Source organism: Collinsella sp. AM34-10, assembly GCF_003469185.1.
Lineage (GTDB): Bacteria > Actinomycetota > Coriobacteriia > Coriobacteriales > Coriobacteriaceae > Collinsella.
In genome coordinates this window covers 692-17933 of the sequence record NZ_QSIL01000002.1, presented here as the reverse complement: position 1 = coordinate 17933, position 17242 = coordinate 692, and the positions used below count along the sequence as shown (strand labels likewise).

General features: G+C 56.6%; 13 protein-coding genes and 2 tRNA genes. 14 read left to right on the top strand and 1 reads right to left on the bottom strand.

What is annotated here, in order from left to right:
* The first annotated feature begins 4 nt into the window (after positions 1 to 4).
* A complete protein-coding gene (locus DW823_RS02245; protein WP_118080001.1) occupies positions 5 to 223 on the top strand; it encodes a hypothetical protein in 219 nt (72 codons plus the stop codon).
* Between the two features lie 62 nt (positions 224 to 285).
* On the opposite strand, the gene DW823_RS02240 is transcribed toward DW823_RS02245, so the two are convergent.
* Entirely contained in the window at positions 286 to 3717 is a 3432-nt protein-coding gene (locus tag DW823_RS02240) for a SpaA isopeptide-forming pilin-related protein (RefSeq protein WP_118079999.1), read from the bottom strand.
* A gap of 297 nt (positions 3718 to 4014) precedes the next feature.
* Here DW823_RS02240 and DW823_RS02235 point away from each other — a divergent pair.
* The 13 genes from DW823_RS02235 (at position 4015) to DW823_RS02175 (ending at position 16661) form a co-directional block, all read left to right on the top strand.
* A tRNA-Gly gene (locus tag DW823_RS02235) sits at positions 4015 to 4089 on the top strand.
* 424 nt (positions 4090 to 4513) lie between these two features.
* Positions 4514 to 5860 (top strand): adenylosuccinate lyase, encoded by a 1347-nt coding sequence (gene purB / locus DW823_RS02230; protein WP_118079996.1) that lies wholly within the window; start codon positions 4514 to 4516, stop codon positions 5858 to 5860.
* Between the two features lie 138 nt (positions 5861 to 5998).
* Positions 5999 to 6835, top strand: a complete 837-nt coding sequence (locus DW823_RS02225) for an ABC transporter substrate-binding protein (protein WP_158567246.1) — start codon at positions 5999 to 6001, stop codon at positions 6833 to 6835.
* The gene (locus DW823_RS02220) at positions 6832 to 8631 is read left to right on the top strand and encodes a GGDEF domain-containing protein (RefSeq protein ID WP_118079990.1); all 1800 of its coding nucleotides are present in this window, start codon (positions 6832 to 6834) and stop codon (positions 8629 to 8631) included. Before DW823_RS02225 ends, DW823_RS02220 begins: the two co-directional genes overlap by 4 nt.
* A 113-nt stretch (positions 8632 to 8744) precedes the next feature.
* A complete protein-coding gene (locus tag DW823_RS02215; RefSeq protein ID WP_089572560.1) occupies positions 8745 to 9008 on the top strand; it encodes a TIGR03905 family TSCPD domain-containing protein in 264 nt (87 codons plus the stop codon).
* On the top strand, positions 9008 to 10219 hold the full coding sequence (locus DW823_RS02210; RefSeq protein ID WP_118079987.1) for a twin-arginine translocation signal domain-containing protein: 1212 nt from the start codon (positions 9008 to 9010) through the stop codon (positions 10217 to 10219). Before DW823_RS02215 ends, DW823_RS02210 begins: the two co-directional genes overlap by 1 nt.
* Before the next feature lie 152 nt (positions 10220 to 10371).
* Complete coding sequence (locus DW823_RS02205; protein ID WP_118079985.1) at positions 10372 to 11094, top strand: response regulator transcription factor; 723 nt, start codon at positions 10372 to 10374, stop codon at positions 11092 to 11094.
* Between the two features lie 11 nt (positions 11095 to 11105).
* A complete protein-coding gene (locus DW823_RS02200; RefSeq protein WP_118079983.1) occupies positions 11106 to 12671 on the top strand; it encodes a cell wall metabolism sensor histidine kinase WalK in 1566 nt (521 codons plus the stop codon).
* Positions 12672 to 12789: 118 nt separating this feature from the next.
* Positions 12790 to 13668: a phosphoribosylaminoimidazolesuccinocarboxamide synthase gene (locus DW823_RS02195; protein WP_035136481.1), complete on the top strand. Its 879-nt coding sequence runs from the start codon at positions 12790 to 12792 to the stop codon at positions 13666 to 13668.
* Entirely contained in the window at positions 13669 to 14244 is a 576-nt protein-coding gene (locus tag DW823_RS02190; RefSeq protein ID WP_118079980.1) for a hypothetical protein, read from the top strand. It abuts the gene before it with no gap.
* Between the two features lie 89 nt (positions 14245 to 14333).
* Entirely contained in the window at positions 14334 to 15614 is a 1281-nt protein-coding gene (locus DW823_RS02185; protein WP_118079977.1) for an aminopeptidase, read from the top strand.
* Positions 15615 to 15642: 28 nt separating this feature from the next.
* Positions 15643 to 15718 (top strand) — tRNA-Lys (locus DW823_RS02180).
* A gap of 145 nt (positions 15719 to 15863) precedes the next feature.
* Positions 15864 to 16661 (top strand): TraX family protein, encoded by a 798-nt coding sequence (locus DW823_RS02175; RefSeq protein ID WP_118079975.1) that lies wholly within the window; start codon positions 15864 to 15866, stop codon positions 16659 to 16661.
* Positions 16662 to 17242 lie beyond the last annotated feature (581 nt).

Below are 17242 nucleotides of genomic sequence, written 5' to 3'. Positions count from 1 at the left end.
CTGCGTGTTTTCGTACATCAAGCGCCACTGGCCCGTCTATCTCATCTTGGCCCTGATCGCCATTGTCCTTGGTTTCGGGGCCGCGTATATCGTGGGCGTTAAAGGCTCAACGCCTGAGTCCACGATTAGCGAAGAAGTGGAGCACGAGCAGAGTTTGGGAGCCGATGGCATCTCCGAGTCCGATCAAGCGCTCATCGACGGTGGGTCTGCATCTGGGGAATAGCCATTTCGCCACGAACGAATAAGAGGCGAGCCGGGAGACGGGCTCGCCTCTTTTTTATTGCGTCAGCGACGTTTTGACGCCAGCTTTAGATGGGCAAACCAGATTGCCGCGGCGCCGGAGGTCACGAAGGCGGTGAGGCAGGCGGCAATGGGAAGGGAGCCCGTTGCCGGTAAATCTTGCGGCATGGCGCATCGCTGGATGACGCGATCCTCGTCATGTGATTCAAGGTTGCTACCGCCGCCATTGCGACAGAGGTCAACGCGAGCGCTGTTGGCGAGTGCGGTCTGAGGCGTGTAAGACGACGCGGCCTGCATATGGATGACGGCACCGTGAATATCCGAGTCAAGGACGGCGCTCACATCATCAAGGTCGTCATGCTCGTCTTTGAGGTCCTCGCGGGTCCAAGATTCTGCAGCGCCTCTTGTCGTGAAGTCGGCCGATACGGCCCCGTACTCAAGACGAATGCCCGTGACGGCGGTATCGTCCAAAAGAGCGAGCTCTTTTGCCTCGAGGGTGACCGACTCCGTTGTTGGGATATCGGCTTTCCAAAGACGCCAATCGCCGTAATCGACCATGCGCAAATCGTCACCTAGGAGCTTTTTGACCTCGTCCGTTTCGAGCCAGGGGTTGTCATGCCCGGCGCTGAGCGTTGCATTGGTCTGTTCGCCCGTATCGATACTTCCCACTGGAGACGTTCGATACCACACGTTGCAAAGACCGTCGATGTCCCCGGTCGCGACAGGGGTTTCGATGGCGATGAGTTTGGCAGTGCCTTCCTTGGCGCATTCGAGATCGTCAGTGATGGTGAATTCATCAACCCAGGTATTCGACTCATTTTTAGCATCGAGCGTATAAGAGAAGGAGCCGTCCGCATCGGATTGTGCCACGGCTCGGTTTTTGCCATCGCCGTTGGCGACGAGACCCTTACCGATAGGGCGGGCGATCTCTTGCCGCTTGTCGACTCTGCCCTCGATCTCGATGGGTGCGTCCTTCATGGTTACCGTCTGCACTTCTCCTGTGGCCTTAATTTCAAACGTCATGTCTTCGGCAAGGTCGTAAGTGCGCGGGGGCATCACTTCGCACAGGGTGTAGGTGCCGGGCAAAAGATGCTCGATGCGATGCGGTTTGTCAGAGGAGGTCCAAGCGTCAATTTCGGTTCCGTCGGCACCGTGGAGGGAGAGCCGGGCGCCTTCCACTTCTTGTTTGCCGGTCAAATCTACTTTGGAGATGTCGATTTTGGTGTAGTCGTTAGAAACATCGAGGTGCGCATTGATCACGGGTGTTTCCTGACCGGCATACGACAGCTCGACGGTGTGGACGCTTTGGTCGAGCAGGTAACCTTCGGGTGCCTGCACCTCGATTACCTCATAGGTGGCGGTTCCGCACCCCAGTGAAAGATGAGTCGCGCACGCAAATCCCCGCTCGTCGGTCGTGATGGATGTGACGGTTTCGCCGTCCAGGGCAGCAATGCTGCCGTCGGGGCGCACGATATCGCCCGCGGCACGGATATCAAAAACAGCACCGGCAAGGGCGCGCCCACCTACGGCATCGTTCTTGACGATCTCGATGCTTCCTGTTGCCGCGTCGTCGTAAAACGAGGCGACCGCGACGGGCGTTAAGTTCATGTCGGCGGGAATCGTTATCTCCAGATCTTCACCAACAAGATACGGTTCCTTGGCGGAAGTCTCTCGTATGTAATACGTGCCCGGGTTAAGCGATTCGGGTAGGGTGACGGTGCCGGTTTCATCGGTCGTAAAGGTATTCATAACGGTATGGGCGGGATGCCAGGATGTTTGCGAGATGGGCTCACGGTCGCCGTTGAGCAGCTGAAAGGTGAACCCAGCGCGTGGTACGGCGTTGCCGGTCTGAGCATCGCGCTTCACGATTTGAAGATGTGTCGACAGGGCGTGGTTGTCTACGATGTACTGAAGCTCTGCGCCGTCCGTGATCTGCTCTGCTGTGATAGTCCATTCCCCTGCCTGCTTAAAGCCGTCGGGCACAGTGTCGACAACCTCACGAATGGTGTAGCCGGCACGGTCATACGGTATGGTTCCGCTGACGCCATCGGGGCGCTCTCCTGCGCCAAACCATGCTCCGGCCTGGTCTTTGGTCGATGCGAAGCCGTAGATATTGGTGGTCAGCGTTCCAACAACCTGCTGCGAAGTGTTGCTTGCCACTTCAAAGACCACGCCTTCCGCCGGCTGCTCTACACCAGATTCGTCACTATTACCGCAGTCCTTGAACTTTGAAATCTCGAGGTCAAAAGCGATGGGGATGTTGGGGATGCGACGCTCGAGTTCAACGACGCCCGCGTCTCCGAGCTGGTCGGCACCGATGGTATAGCTCCAGGTTTCATTGGAGGGCAGATAACCCTCGGGAGCTCTCGACTCATAGATGCTAAAGATGCCCAGGGGGATGTCGGTAAGTGTTGCCCGGCCGTCCTCATCCGTCGTGAGGGTGTGCGTCCAGCCCGGGGTAGACTGTGAGACGCAGGTGAACTCAGCGCCGGCAAGTGACGCGCTGACTTGAGGGCCTGCCCCTGTCGCGGCATCGACCTTTGCGATGCGCAGGGTAATGGTACCGGGCTGCTCATCGATGACGACATTCCCGCCGTCATTGCCGGTGGAAAAGGCGATGTGGTCACTCCTGGGGATATAACCCGCCGGAGCTTTGGTTTCGACCAGGTAATATGCCGCGTTGGGCAAAAGTGTCGCCTGCGCGCGACCGCTGCTGTCCATCTGGATGCTGCCGACACGCTTGTCGCCGACGCTCTCATAGATGTCGAACCTCGCTCCGTCGAGCCTGTAGGTATCGTTTTCGCTCGTGATGGCGGCGTTGGCTGACTGTTTTTGGAAGGATACGGAGACGGCCGGGAGCACGTAGAGCATGTCTTGACGTTTACTGCCGCCCGACACAGCTCCCAAATAGCGCCGCGCGCGATGCGGTGCGGCTTTAATGCTTCCCGACTTGGCGCCGTCGTGGAGCCAGCGCGCTGCGGCAACGACCTCATTGTCGCCGGAAAAATTTCCCCTCTCTGTGACGCCCCGGGCGGTTGTATATGAGAATGATCCGTCGGTATGGGTGGTGCCGTTGAGCATCCAGACGGCAAGTTGGGTTGCGGCACGTGCTCGATCGGGGGATAGGTTATGCCCGCCAAAGGATGTGGCGGTGGGGTAGCCATGACAGATGATGGCCGCGAATTCGTCTTCGAGCCATACCCAGCCCTGATTATAGGTGAGCCAGGGTCCGCCCGGTGTGCTAGGGCCAAAGCGCTCCTGGTTCATGCAGTAGGCAATCGAAGAATCCTGTGCCTCGTATTTGCCAACTTCAAAAGGACCGCATTCATTGCTGATAGTGCGGAATCCGAGCGATTCATAACCGTCGACGGCGAGCGCGGCATCCGGTGTCATGCAGCCTAAAAGTAAAAAGAGGACTAGGAGCAGCGATCCTGCTGTGATTGCGCTGTGGACAGAGTGCGTGGGTGCGTTGGACATGGCTGCTCCTTATCCCTCGTGCGCCGCACGGGGAGGCCGCGGCGCTTGGGATGAGGCTACCCCCGAGGTTCATGCGGGTAAGTACCAGAACCTGACCAAACGCTTGCCCGATATCTGACAAATGGCGCCTATGAAAGACAATGGAATAAAGCTGCAGGTAGACAACGGTAAATAGGAGAGCCTACAGGTCCCTATCTCCACAATTGGCTTGTTTGTAGGACGATTCTCCACAGCTAAAACAAGCATCGTCACCCTTGTATAGAACAAGACAACCGCGTTATACTATCCCCCACATATGCGGGCATCGCCAAGTGGTAAGGCATCAGCTTCCCAAGCTGACACTCGCGGGTTCGAGTCCCGTTGCCCGCTCCAGTTAAAAGCACAAGCACGGCACCATCACGGTGCCGTGCCTTTTTCAATAAAGTGCCGGGACTCGAACCCGCCAGGGTGCGAGCGTAAAGCAAACGCGAAGCGTTTGTAGCGAGCAGGCGAAGGCGCCGGAAGGCGCCTGAAGCCGGTGCGTATTTGCGAAGCAAATACGCGGACGTCCCGTTGCCCGCTCCACCGGGCACGGGAGACATGGGGACGGCCAATTCAACAAAGTTTCCCCCGCGGCTTCGTGAGGCCGAGGGGCTCGCCTGAAGCCGGTGCGTATTTGCTTCGCAAATACGCGGACGTCCTCATGACCGCTCCATCTGCAACATGTTAGGTTGATGCCCGTTGCTCATACGGGCGCCTGCGCACGGTACAATAGTCGAGTTACGACCAACGTGCCAATAGCCAAAAAGGAGCCGCTATGATCGATCGCTATACTCGCCCGGAGATGGGACACATCTTCTCCCTCGAGAACAAGTACGCCATTTGGCAGGAGATCGAGGTCCTGGCCTGCGAGGCCCAGGCGGAGCTCGGCAAGATCGGTATTTCTAAAGACGAAGCCCAGTGGATCCGCGATCACGCTAACTTTGAGAAGGCAAAGGTCGATGAGATCGAGGAAGTCACGCGCCACGACGTTATTGCTTTCCTGACCAACATGAAGGAGTACATCGACGCCGATGTTCCCGAGGGCGACCCCAAGCCCAGCCGCTGGGTCCACTACGGCATGACCAGTTCCGACCTGGGCGATACGGCTCTGTGCTACCAGCTCACCCAGGCCTGTGACCTGATCATCGAGGACGTCAAGAAGCTCGGCGAGATCTGCAAGCGTCGTGCCTTCGAGGAGCGCAACACACTCTGTGCCGGCCGTACTCATGGCATCCACGCCGAGCCGATGACCTTCGGTATGAAGTTTGGCTCTTGGGCCTGGGAGCTCAAGCGCGATCTGGACCGTCTCGAGGATGCCCGCAAGAACGTTGCCTTCGGTGCCATTTCGGGTGCTGTCGGCACCTACAGCTCCATCGAGCCGTTCGTCGAGGAGTACGTCTGCGAGCACTTGGGCCTGGTGCACGACCCGCTGTCCACGCAGGTCATCAGCCGCGACCATCACGCCTACCTCGCCGGCGTCCTTGCCACCACGGCGGCCACCTGCGAGCGCATCGCTACCGAGGTTCGCAATCTGCAGAAGACCGATACGCTCGAGGCCGAGGAGCCGTTCCGCAAGGGTCAAAAGGGCAGTTCCGCCATGCCGCACAAGCGCAACCCGATCACCATGGAGAAGGTCTGTGGCCTGTCGCGCATCGTGAAGTCCAACGCCCAGGTCGCCTTCGACAACGTCGCCCTGTGGCACGAGCGCGATATTTCGCACTCCTCTGCCGAGCGTGTCGCCCAGGCCGATAGTTTCATCGCGCTTGACCACATGTTCCAGTGCCTCATCCGCGTTATCGACGGCTTGCAGCTGTATCCGGCTCGCATGATGGCCAACCTCAACAAGACCCGCGGCCTTATCTTCTCCTCCAAGGTGCTGTTGGCCCTCGTCGACACTGGCATCACCCGCGAGGACGCCTACGCTATCGTGCAGGAAAACGCCATGGCCACCTGGCACGAAGTGCAGGATTGTGTCTCCGGTCCCACCTTTAAGGAGCGTCTCGAGGCCGATCCGCGCTGCACCGTCAGCCAGGAGAAGCTCGACGAGATCTTTGATCCGTGGGACTTCCTCACCCGCATCGACACGGTCTTCGATCGCCTGGAGCAGCTGAGCTTCGAGTAGGGTTAACCTAATTCGGCCGTTTGCGGATGCATTCCAACCTTTGGCGCCTTGCCCATCTTGGGTGAGGCGCTTTTTTATCGCCGCATCAGCCCCGGGTATACAATGAAATCCGACTGCTGTTTCGATGAAGGGAGGCTTGTGCCCGGACGTATCAAGCGAGCCGCCATCGTCTCGTTTGCGCTCATGCTCCTTGTTGCCGCCTGTGTGGCCGCCTTGTCGTATACCGTTCGAAGCAGCTCTTTCTCCTCGAATGAAGCCGACAAAGATCTCCCGGTACTCAAAATCGGCGTTACGGATAACGACCCCTATGTGTATGTCGATACCACGGGCGATTACGCCGGTATCGATATCGACATCGCCCGCGAGGCGTGTGAGCGTGCGGGGCTCAAGCCACAGTTTGTCGATATTGACTGGAACGATCGCGACCGGCTGCTCGAAAACGGCGATATCGATTGCCTATGGTGTGATTATTCTCCCTGTTATCGCGAGGATAAGTATTACTGGACCGAGCCGTATCTAACCGTGACGGTCTCGGTTGCCGCCAAGAAAACGAGTGGCATCAAGTCCTTGGCGCATCTCGATGGAAGCAAGACCATCGCGGTAATTGCGGGCTCGGTGAGTGAACGCCGATTGCTCGCAGGGGATCTGGAAATCTCGCCGAACGTGCAAATCAAATCGTATGGTTCTGCCGAACTCTGCAAAGCCGCCCTCGCCAAAGGGTATGTCGACTGTTGGATGGCGGACGTTCAGCCGCTTGACCGACTTGTCGCCCGGTATCCCGGCCTTTACCGCGTGTTCGCTGACAACGTTATGACGGTTGATCTGGGCGTCGCGTTTGATGACAGCTATGAAGGACCGATCGTAAAGGATCTCAATACCGCATTGTTTGCCATGGACCGAGATGGCACGATTGACCGTATTGTGGGCAATTACAAGACAGGAGCGACGACGGGCGGGCAAGGAGCAAATCCATGACAAATGATGAGCACCGCTTGCGTCGAAAGACTCTGGCCGTCATAGCTGTCGGCGTTATTGTCAGCGCTGTCTTGTTAGGCCTGTTGTATACGGTTGGAACCCATCGCTGCCTCGAAAAAACGCTTGGGTTTGGCCAAGAAACCATGGCGTTTTTGGAAAACGCTTGCGAAAAATATGACCGCTATGAACAGGGGAGAAAAACCGAAGAGACGCACGATTTGCTCGCCGCGGTCGAATCGTTTGCGACGTTCCTGTCCTCTGATCGCGTTGAGGTTAACGACGATCTTATCGAGCAATTTGTCCATGCCGAGAACCTTTCGGGGCTGATGGTCATGGACTCCGATGGCCATATGGCTGCCCACTACGACATCGATGGTCGCGATCCGCTCATGTTGTGGCGAGAGGAGCTGGCCTGTGCGCCGGTCGCATCGATGTATCAAGGTTCCAAAGTGACCTACTCAACTGTCGTCGAGCGCCGTGGTGTCGTTTTTGCCGTCTGTGCTATCCCGTATGGCGACGGCGTCGCCTTGGCATACCGCTCATTTGTTTCCGATCCAGCGGACGACTATTCATATGCCATAGCCGACGTGCTTTCGAACAGCACCTTCCACCAGGGCCCCACGGTGCTTGTTATGGAGGATGCGGAGATTGTCTCATCCAACAGCGCCGATGCTGACGTGTCGCTCGCCCGATTCCTCACCAGCGCAGGGGTTGAGTGGAAAGACGATGGCCTAACGCGCATCGAATATCGAGGAGACAAATGGTACGCGGTGCGTGCGGCATACAAGGACTACCGCCTGTTTGCGCTGTATCCCAAATCTGAGGTCATGTCTGGCAGGATCACATTTGTCGCCGCTGGCGTCTTGGTGTGCCTTGCGTTTTGGGTCGTGGTACTGTTGGCTCGAAATATCGTTGATCGCCGCAATTTGGTCGAAAAGGATAAACAGCTCGGCATTATCAATGCCATAAGCGCCATCTACGATTCGACCTTCCTTTTGCATCTCGACACCCTCGAGATCGAGGGAATCAATATGTCGCCGACGATAGCGAAGATATTTGCCGAGCACAGCGAGGCATATGACTTTATGGACACGGTCTGCCGGGATGTCGTGAGCCCCGAAAGCCGCGAAGCGGTTGTGGGACTCGTAGATATAAGTACGCTTCGCGAACGTATGGAGGGCGTACCGTACTTGGCTGCCGAGGTGCGAGATTGTCGAGGCGCTTGGTACTCGCTACAGGTTGTCCCCCAGCATCGCGATGAGCAAGGCCGGCTGGAGTCGGTCGTCGTGGCGACGCACAACATATCGATGGTCAAACATGCCGAGGAGCTGACATACCAAGACAAACTGACGGGGCTTCGCAACCGCAACTACCTTGAATCGCGCGGAGATAGCCTGGTAAACGAGGGCTTGCCCGTGAGCGTGATTATGTTGGACTGCAATTATCTCAAGCGGACCAACGATATCTACGGTCACGAGATGGGGGATGAACTGCTGCGACGGACGGCGTCCGTGCTGCGGCGGGTGGCTGGTGCGGATTACCTGCCGATGCGCGTTGGCGGCGACGAGTTTTTGCTGGTTTGCCCCCATACTGACAACGAGTCTGCGCTCGGGCTGGAACAGGATCTTCGTCTCGGTCTTGCCGCGGTAAGCGATGAGGCACTGACGGTCAGCGCATCGATTGGCGTGGCGACCGTCGAGACGGCTGGAAATACGCTGGCCGATGTATATCGTGTCGCCGACCACAATATGTATCGGGAGAAGCGCACAGTCCACGCACGGGGTACGGGCTGCTAATCTTGCCCCCACTAATCTATGCATCGTAGGATGTTGAATCGGTGCTTACGATAATAAGTCGGGCCAGGCGGGGATAATAGACGTCTGAAATTTCTTTCTGAGAGGGGATCTCAATGATTAGTTTTGACTACAAGCCTCAGGGTGTATGCTCTCGCAATATCCACCTCAATCTTTCCGATGACGGCAGCAAAGTGCTGGGCGTCGAGTTTACCGGCGGCTGCGACGGCAATCTCAAGGCTATCTCCAAGCTGGTTGAGGGTGCTCCTGCCGATCGCGTAATCGAGGTTCTCGCCGGTAATACCTGCGGTATGAAAAAGACCTCCTGCGCCGACCAGCTTACCCGCGCTATCGAGGCCGCTCGCGCCGAGATCGCCTAATGGGTATCGCCGACCACATCAAGAACGGAATATCGCGCCGCGGCTTTGTGCTCGGTGGAGCTGCCGCGGGCGCTGCCACGGTACTTGCCGGATGCTCGAAAAAAACGGGCACCAGCGACGATGCCGCCGGCGAGCCGCAGGTTATCAAAGATGACTCAAAAATCGTCTCGATTACGGATGAGTACGAGGCTGTCGAAATCGACCTCGAGCCTGCAGCTTCATGGACATTGCCTTTGGGTACGCTGCTGTATTACTGCGACGGTGATTACGCCGCGGCGATGATGGCGCCCGCATCGGCGCGGCATGCCAATACGCTCGGCATGCTCAACCTGGGCGACGGCTCACTCACGACGCTCGTCGAGGATCCCGTGGAAGGTGCGGGGTATTCGTTTTACGATGTCCGCGCCGGCGATGGCGTATTTGCTTGGGTCGAGATGAACTTTGCGAATGCATCATGGAAACTCTATGCGCAAAATACGGCAGGTGCGTCGCTTGTCGGCGATGTGGTCGAGCTCGACCGAGGCGGCAAGGACTACGACCCGCCGCTGTTTACGGCGTTCGAATCGTCCGTCATTTGGTACAAGATGCCTGCTGCAGGCGGCAATAAGACGAGTCACGACTCGTATTGCTACCGCCGCTCGCTCGACGAGGCAAAGGCCGAGGCCATTTGGAAGTCAACGGGCCGCTTTGCATCCGCCCCGCGTGTGAGTGACGGCATCTTGACCATTTCCCCGCGTGTGCGCAACGACGAGGGCGTCTACTACGGCATGACGGCGATCGACCTGACGGACGGCAACAATACCAAGAGGGCTCAGCTGGTCCTTCCCTCATCGGTGTCTCCCTTCGAGGCCGTATATATGGGCGACACGTTTGTGTTCTCCATCGAGGCCACCTATAGCGGCGTGGGGAGCCTAGGCAACATGGGCACCTATATCGGTAACGAGAATGGGACGTTCCTATTCCTGTCGCGCGAGCCGCTTGCGTGTGCTGCCGGCAGAAAAGGCAAATATCTGGTTAAGGTTCAGGCATCGCATTTTCTGATCGATACCTCCGCCAAAACCTATGGTTCGCTGCTGTCGCCCGACCGCGCTCTCGAATATGGCGATTATCCAGCTACGGCGGGTAAATCGAATACGTTTTTAACCTATGCCACGGTGCGTAATAGCCAAGGAATTCCCGAGACGGTTACCGCCCGCCTGTTCTCTCTTTAGCGCCGAGGGGTTAAAAGGGCGCCAACGGGGGAATAAACGCGTTGTAATTGTGAGTGCCGCCCGCCGAGCCGCCGCACTGTAGCGGTGCTCGGCGGGCATAGGTGCGTTAAAATGGGCTTGTTCTTAGCTAATTGAGACAGGGGGGCCGTGTTATGGCTTCAGATGCAAAAAAGATTCTGCTGGTCGAGGACGAGAAGGCAATCCGTGACGCTGTCGCTGCCTATCTCGAGCGCGAGGGCTACTGGGTTGTTGGCGTCGGGGACGGCCAGTCTGCGATCGAGGAGTTCGAGAAGCACCAGTTCGACCTGGTTGTGCTCGACCTTATGCTCCCCAAGATTCCCGGCGAGCGCGTTTGCCGCACCATTCGCGACACCTCGGATGTCCCCATCATTATGCTGACGGCCAAGGGCGAGATCGAGGATCGCATCATCGGCCTTGAGCTTGGTGCCGACGACTACCTGATTAAGCCGTTCTCGCCGCGTGAGCTCGTCGCCCGCGTCCGCGCCCTGTTCCGTCGTGCTCACCAGGCAGACGAGCCCGCCGTTGAGGTGCTCGACTTTGGCGATCTGGTCATCGATATCTCGGGCCACAAGATCTTGGTCGAGGACAAGGAAGTAGACCTGACTGCTTCCGAGTTTAAGCTGCTCACCACGCTTGCTCGCCATCCCGGTCGCGTCTATAACCGTATGGAGCTGGTCGAGAAGGTGCTCGGCTATGACTTTGAGGGCTACGAGCGCACCATCGACAGTCACGTCAAGAACCTTCGCGCCAAGCTGGGCGACGACCCCAAGAAGCCTAAGTGGCTCTACACCGTTCACGGCGTCGGTTATCGCTTCGAGGCTCCGGCCAAGACCGATAAGTCGGACGAGAAATAGGGAAATCACATATGACACCTGCGCGCTTTGAAATTGGGCAAAAGCATAAGCAGGAGAACGAGGCGGGTTCCAAGGCAAGTTGGAACACGCCTCGTTCCGATTCACGGCCAGCGATGAGCTATCCCTCGCGCATGGCCTTGGCTTTTGCCCTGACGTCGCTCATGACGGTATTGGTGCTGGTGGGCGTTGTCTCCGTTGTGTGGGGTACCGTCTTTTCGGATTACACGCGCTCCAATATCGTCGAGATTGCCAATTCTGCCGCCGAAAAGCTTGCGACGTCGTACGAGGAAAACGGCAACTGGACTGCGGGCGAGCTACGCACGATCGCGACATCGAGCTTGGTGTCCGACGACCTGAGTATGCAGGTTGTCAACAAAAAGGGCGTTGTCGTCTATGACGACTCATGGCCTTCGGCAAGTGCGACCGCCGATGTGCGCGAGAGCGAATCGGCGTCGAGCAGCTCGAGCGGTAAAAAGGCCTCGCATAGCCCGGTCTCGTCGGCGCCCACCGACTCCGATAGCGTTGCCAACGTCGAAATCATAACGTCTTCTGGCGAGCATGTCGGACAGGTGAAGCTATGGGCTATCGGCTCCGATGCCCTGCTCACCAAGGCGGATTCTGCGTTTAGGGAAAAGACTTTTAACGCCATGGCCCTTGCCGCGGTTGTTGCGGTCTGCATCTCAGTTGTTATCGGATCGTTCGTGTCGCGCATGCTTACCAGACCGATTCATCGTATAACCAGCACAGCCAAGCAAATTCGCGACGGCGATTTGTCCGCTCGTACCGGTTTGCGCGGCGACGATGAAATCGATCAGTTGGGTGAGACCTTTGACGAGATGGCCACCTCGCTCGAGAAAGATATGAAGCACGAAAAGCGCCTGACCTCGGATGTCGCACACGAGCTTCGCACGCCGCTCATGGCCATGCTTGCAACGGTCGAGGCCATGCAGGACGGCGTGTATCCCACCGACGATGAGCATCTGGAGACGGTCGCTTCCGAGACGCGCCGCCTGGCTCGTTTGGTGCAGCAGATGCTCGACCTATCGCGTATGGAAAACAGCACGGCGCCGCTCAATCTCGAACCGGTGGACATGGTTCCCTTTGTGCGGTCTATCGTCAACGCTCAGGAGCGCCTATTTGTTGACCGCGATCTGCGCTTGCGCTTTGCTGACGAGACCCAAGGTCACGACGATGTCGTCGAGGCCGATCCCGACATGATCACGCAGTGCGTCATCAACCTCATGAGCAACGCCATGCGCTACACCCCCGAGGGCGGTTGGGTCGTGGTGTCGGTGCTCAGTGACCGCAAGCATGTCAGTATTGCCGTTTCGGATACCGGTATCGGTATTGCCAAGGACGACCTGTCGCGCATCTTCGGGCGATTTTGGCGCGCAGATGCCAGCCGCGCCCGCGAAGCCGGCGGCCTGGGCGTTGGCCTCGCCGTGACCAAGCAAATCGTCGAGCGTCACCATGGCTACATATCCGTGGAGTCGGAGCTTGGAAAGGGTACGACTTTTACGATTCATCTGCCTCGCGAGCACACGGCGGACGCGGCATCTACTACAATGGAGCACTAGCTTTTCGCTATTCGGTGAAGGAGGGGCCGCGTTCCTGCCGCTCCGAGTTTGCGAAAACATGCGGGAAAGAACCCGCATTTCTGTCGTATTTAGGTAAGGAGTGACTCACGTGACAACGATGGAGCGTCGTCCGGATTCCCGTGGCAAGGTTCGTGATATCTACGATGCCGGCGAAAACCTGCTGATGGTCGCCACCGATCGCATTTCTGCGTTCGACTTTATTCTCCCCGACGAGATTCCGTTTAAGGGAGAGGTGCTCAACCGCATCTCGGCATTCTGGTTCGACAAGTTTGCCGATATCGTCCCCAACCACCTCGTCTCCATCGATCCGGCGGATTTCCCCGAGGAGTTTGCCGAGTATCGTGACTACCTCGCAGGCCGCGCCATGCTGGTCAAGAAGGCCCAGACGATTCCTATCGAGTGCATCGTCCGCGGTTATCTGACCGGTTCGGGCAAGAAGACCTATGACGAGAACGGCACCGTCTGCGGCATCCAGCTGCCCGAGGGTCTGACCGAGGCCTCCAAGCTTCCCGAGCCGCTGTTCACGCCGTCCACGAAGGCCGAGATCGGTGATCACGACGAGAATATCTCGTTTGAGCGTTGCTGCGAGATCGTTGGCGAGGACATCGCCACGCAGATTCGCGATCTGTCTCTCAAGATCTACAAGGCTGCTGCCGAGTATGCAGCGACCCGTGGCATCATCATTGCCGACACCAAGTTTGAGTTTGGTGTTATCGATGGCAAGGTCACGCTGATCGACGAGTGCCTCACGCCCGACTCCAGCCGTTTCTGGCCCGCCGCCAGCTACGAGGAGGGCAAGATCCAGCCTAGCTACGACAAGCAATTCGTCCGCAATTGGCTCAAGGCCAACTGGGATATGACGGGGGAGACCCCGCACCTGCCCGCCGAGGTCATCGATGGCACGTCCGAGCGCTATCGCGAGGCCTTCCAGATCATCACGGGCTCCCAGTTCACAAGCATGAAGGAGAACGCATAAGTGAGTACCCGTAGCGCCACGAACAAGCGCACGCAATCCCACGAAGTTACCGGGGTTGCGCGCAAGTCCGCCGCATCTGCTAAACCCGCCCGCCAAGCAGCGAGCTCCGTTCGCGTCGTGCCGGCTTCGTCTAAAGCTCGCCGCAAAGAGCTCGAGAAGGGTGAAAACCTGGAAGGCCTTTCCAAGGAGGAGAAGCGCGCCCGCAAGGCCAAGCAGCGTGCTCGCGAGGATCGTATCTATACGGTGTCGAATATTCTTCTCAAGCAGGATGAGGACTACACCAAGCGCCGTCGTATCTGGTGGGCCGTGCTCGCCATCGGCATGGTACTCGTCGTGGCAATTTGGGCTTCGCTCTACTTCGCTCCCGGCGGCACGGTGTCCAGTCCTGTTCAGATGGTCGGCATCGTTTTGTCCTATGTCATCATCCTGGGTGACTTTATCTACGACTTCGTTCGTATTCGTCCCTTGCGCAACATGTACCGCGCGCAGGCCGAGGGCATGTCCGAGAACAAGCTCAACGCTCTTATCGAGCGCTCGGCTGCCGAGGAGGACAAGAAGGACTCCAAGAAGAAGTAGCGTTTGTATCCATACATATCGCTAAGATATAAGGCGCGTCGTTTTTGCGGCGCGCCTTTTTACTGTTCTATAGATAGATGGAGTGGCACATGATTCGAGCTGCCCTAACGGTCGAGGAAGCTCTTGAGGGCATGAAGACCCTTGAGCCCAAGATTAAAAATTATGCGCGTCTCGTTGTCCGCAAGGGTGTAAACGTTAAGCCCGGCCAGGAGGTCGTCGTTCAGTCTCCCGTCGAGTGCGCATCATTTGCGCGCGTGGTGGTTGCGGAGGCTTATGACGCCGGTGCCGGTCACGTGACGGTCATCTGGGCCGACGACGCCGTGACGAGGCTTGCGTACGAGCATGTCGAGAAAAGCTATTTTGGGCAGACGCCCGAGTGGAAGCGCATACAGCTGGATTCTCTGGCCCAGGACGGTGCCTGCTTTATCTTTATCGAGGGTGCTGACCCCGCCGCTCTCAAGGGCATCGATCCTGCCAAGCCCGCTGCCGCTTCCAAGGCGAGGAACACGCAGTGCAAGATTTTCCGCCGCGGACTGGATTACAACATCAACCCGTGGTGCATTGCCGGAGCGCCGGTCGTGGCTTGGGCGCGCGAGGTGTTCCCGGGAGACGCCGATGAGGTTGCAATCTATAAACTATGGATTGCGATTCTGCATACCGCCCGTGCTGACGGCCAAGATCCGGAGAGTGACTGGGAGCTTCACGATGCGGCGTTTGAAAAGAACCTGCGCTTTCTGAACGAAAATCGTTTCGACTGCCTGCGCTATACCGCTTCGAATGGAACCGACCTGGTAATTGGTATGACGAAGGGGCATGAGTGGGCCGGCGGTAAGGGCGAGACCCCCGACGGTCACCCCTTCTTCCCCAACATCCCCACCGAGGAGGTCTTCACCTCGCCCGATCGTATGCGTGCTGACGGAATCGTCTATTCCGCAATGCCGCTTATCCATCACGGTAACAAGGTCGACGATTTTTGGATCAAGTTCGAGAACGGTCGTGTGGTGGATTACGACGCCCGTGTGGGAAAGGCGACACTCGCAAGTATCATCGATACTGACGAGGGCGCTGCTCATCTGGGAGAGGTTGCGCTCATTTCCAAGAACACGCCGATTCGCGAAAGCGGCATCCTGTTCTATGACACGCTCTATGACGAGAATGCCAGCTGCCATCTTGCACTGGGAGTCGGCTTCCCCGAGTGCATTGAGGGTGGATATGATATGTCCAAAGAGGAGCTCATTGAGCATGGCGTCAACGTTTCGAGCACGCACGTCGACTTTATGATCGGTACGGACGACATCGATATTGTGGGCATTACGCCCGATGGACGCGAAGTTGTGATTTTCCAGAACGGCCAATGGAGTTGGGAATAGTCCCAGACCGTGGTACAATGCCACCCGCGGGCCGTTAGCTCAGCTGGCAGAGCAGGGGACTTTTAATCCCAAGGTCCAGGGTTCGAACCCCTGACGGCCCACCATAGAATAGAAAAGCGACTGGCGGATGCTGGTCGCTTTTTTGTTGCCGCGGCACGGGTTCGAACCCGAAAGGGCGCGGAGCGCCGCAGCGGCCGCCTGCGGAGCAGGCTGAACCCCTGACGGCCCACCCAAAGGAAGGAAAACGAAATGAAAACAGATAGATACGGAATTAGCGGCAGCACATTAAAGATAATAGCAGCCATCTCGATGGTTCTCGATCATGTAAGCAGGATCGTCCTGACCAATGGAATCATGACTCACGCATCGTACAATCAGATATCAGACGAACAATGGGCGATTCTAAGCGAGGCTTCGGATGTGCTTCATGTTCTTGGCAGAATTGCATTTCCCTTATTTTGCTTTTTGATAGTTGAGGGATTTTTGCATACTCATGACATAAAGAAGTACCTGCGAAATATGCTTGTCTTTGCAATCATTGCGGAGCCCATATACGATTTCGTTCAAACCGGGCAGTTATTTGACCTTCGGCAACAAAATGTTATGTGTGAGCTCCTGCTTTCCTTGGTCTTTTTGATTGTTCTGGAAAAGATACAAAGTCTTTCAAAATGGAAGAGGCACATCGCAGAAATTGCTCTGATTGTTTTGACGGCACTGGCAGCTGAATACACTAAACTAGATGGCGGTGTGTATGGCATTCTGCTTGTGGCTGCGTTCTATTTATTCCACGACAACAAGGCCAAGATGTTCTTTGCTGCAGTATGCGCAGTGTTCCTTTCGTCGTGCCATATAGTTGGCGGCGGATTTGAGTTTGCTACAGCTAATGTATTAAATCCTGATGTTGCCGCCGCGGTCGTTTCGTTGCTGCTTATCAATCTTTATAATGGCAAGCGAGGGCTGAAGCTGAAATATTTCTTCTACATTTTCTATCCGGCACATCTTGCTCTGCTTTATGGTGTCTCACTTATTGTTTTGAACTGTCTTTAAAAACTCTCAAACAAGTCTCTGAAAGCAGAAACAAATTGACCCTAAGACTGCTTGTGAATTTCCGGAAGACCTGAGAGATGTGAGGATAGACAACGAGGGCTGCAGAAAGATGCTTCTCAGTTATCTGGCGGATCGACGTATCTGTATGAGGATCACTTCCACACACTCATTAATAACAGTGATAAACACGGCAGATCCTCAAAACATGAGGCTGCGGAGGTCGAACGATGCTTCGAAAGCATGAATGGCAGCGAGAAAATGAGTTCGGAAACACCCTCTAGATGCTCCAGCATAGAATTGAAAGCGATCAACTTCGGTTGGTCGCTTTTTTGTTGCCGGTGTACGGGTTCGAACCCGAACTTCTCTATATATAAGAACGCTTGGCGAACAAAACCTGCCTTTTACCGACGGGAAACAAATAGCTGATGCTTTTGGAGTAAAGTGGCGCACCAGAGATGACCGATGCCTTAACACCTATAAACCAGCTGGTCATCGCCAATATCAGAAGCTGCTGCTTCGAATACGGCCTCAGTGAAGCAACTGAGGGTTCTATTCATTTGTGAACAAAATATGGAGTGCAT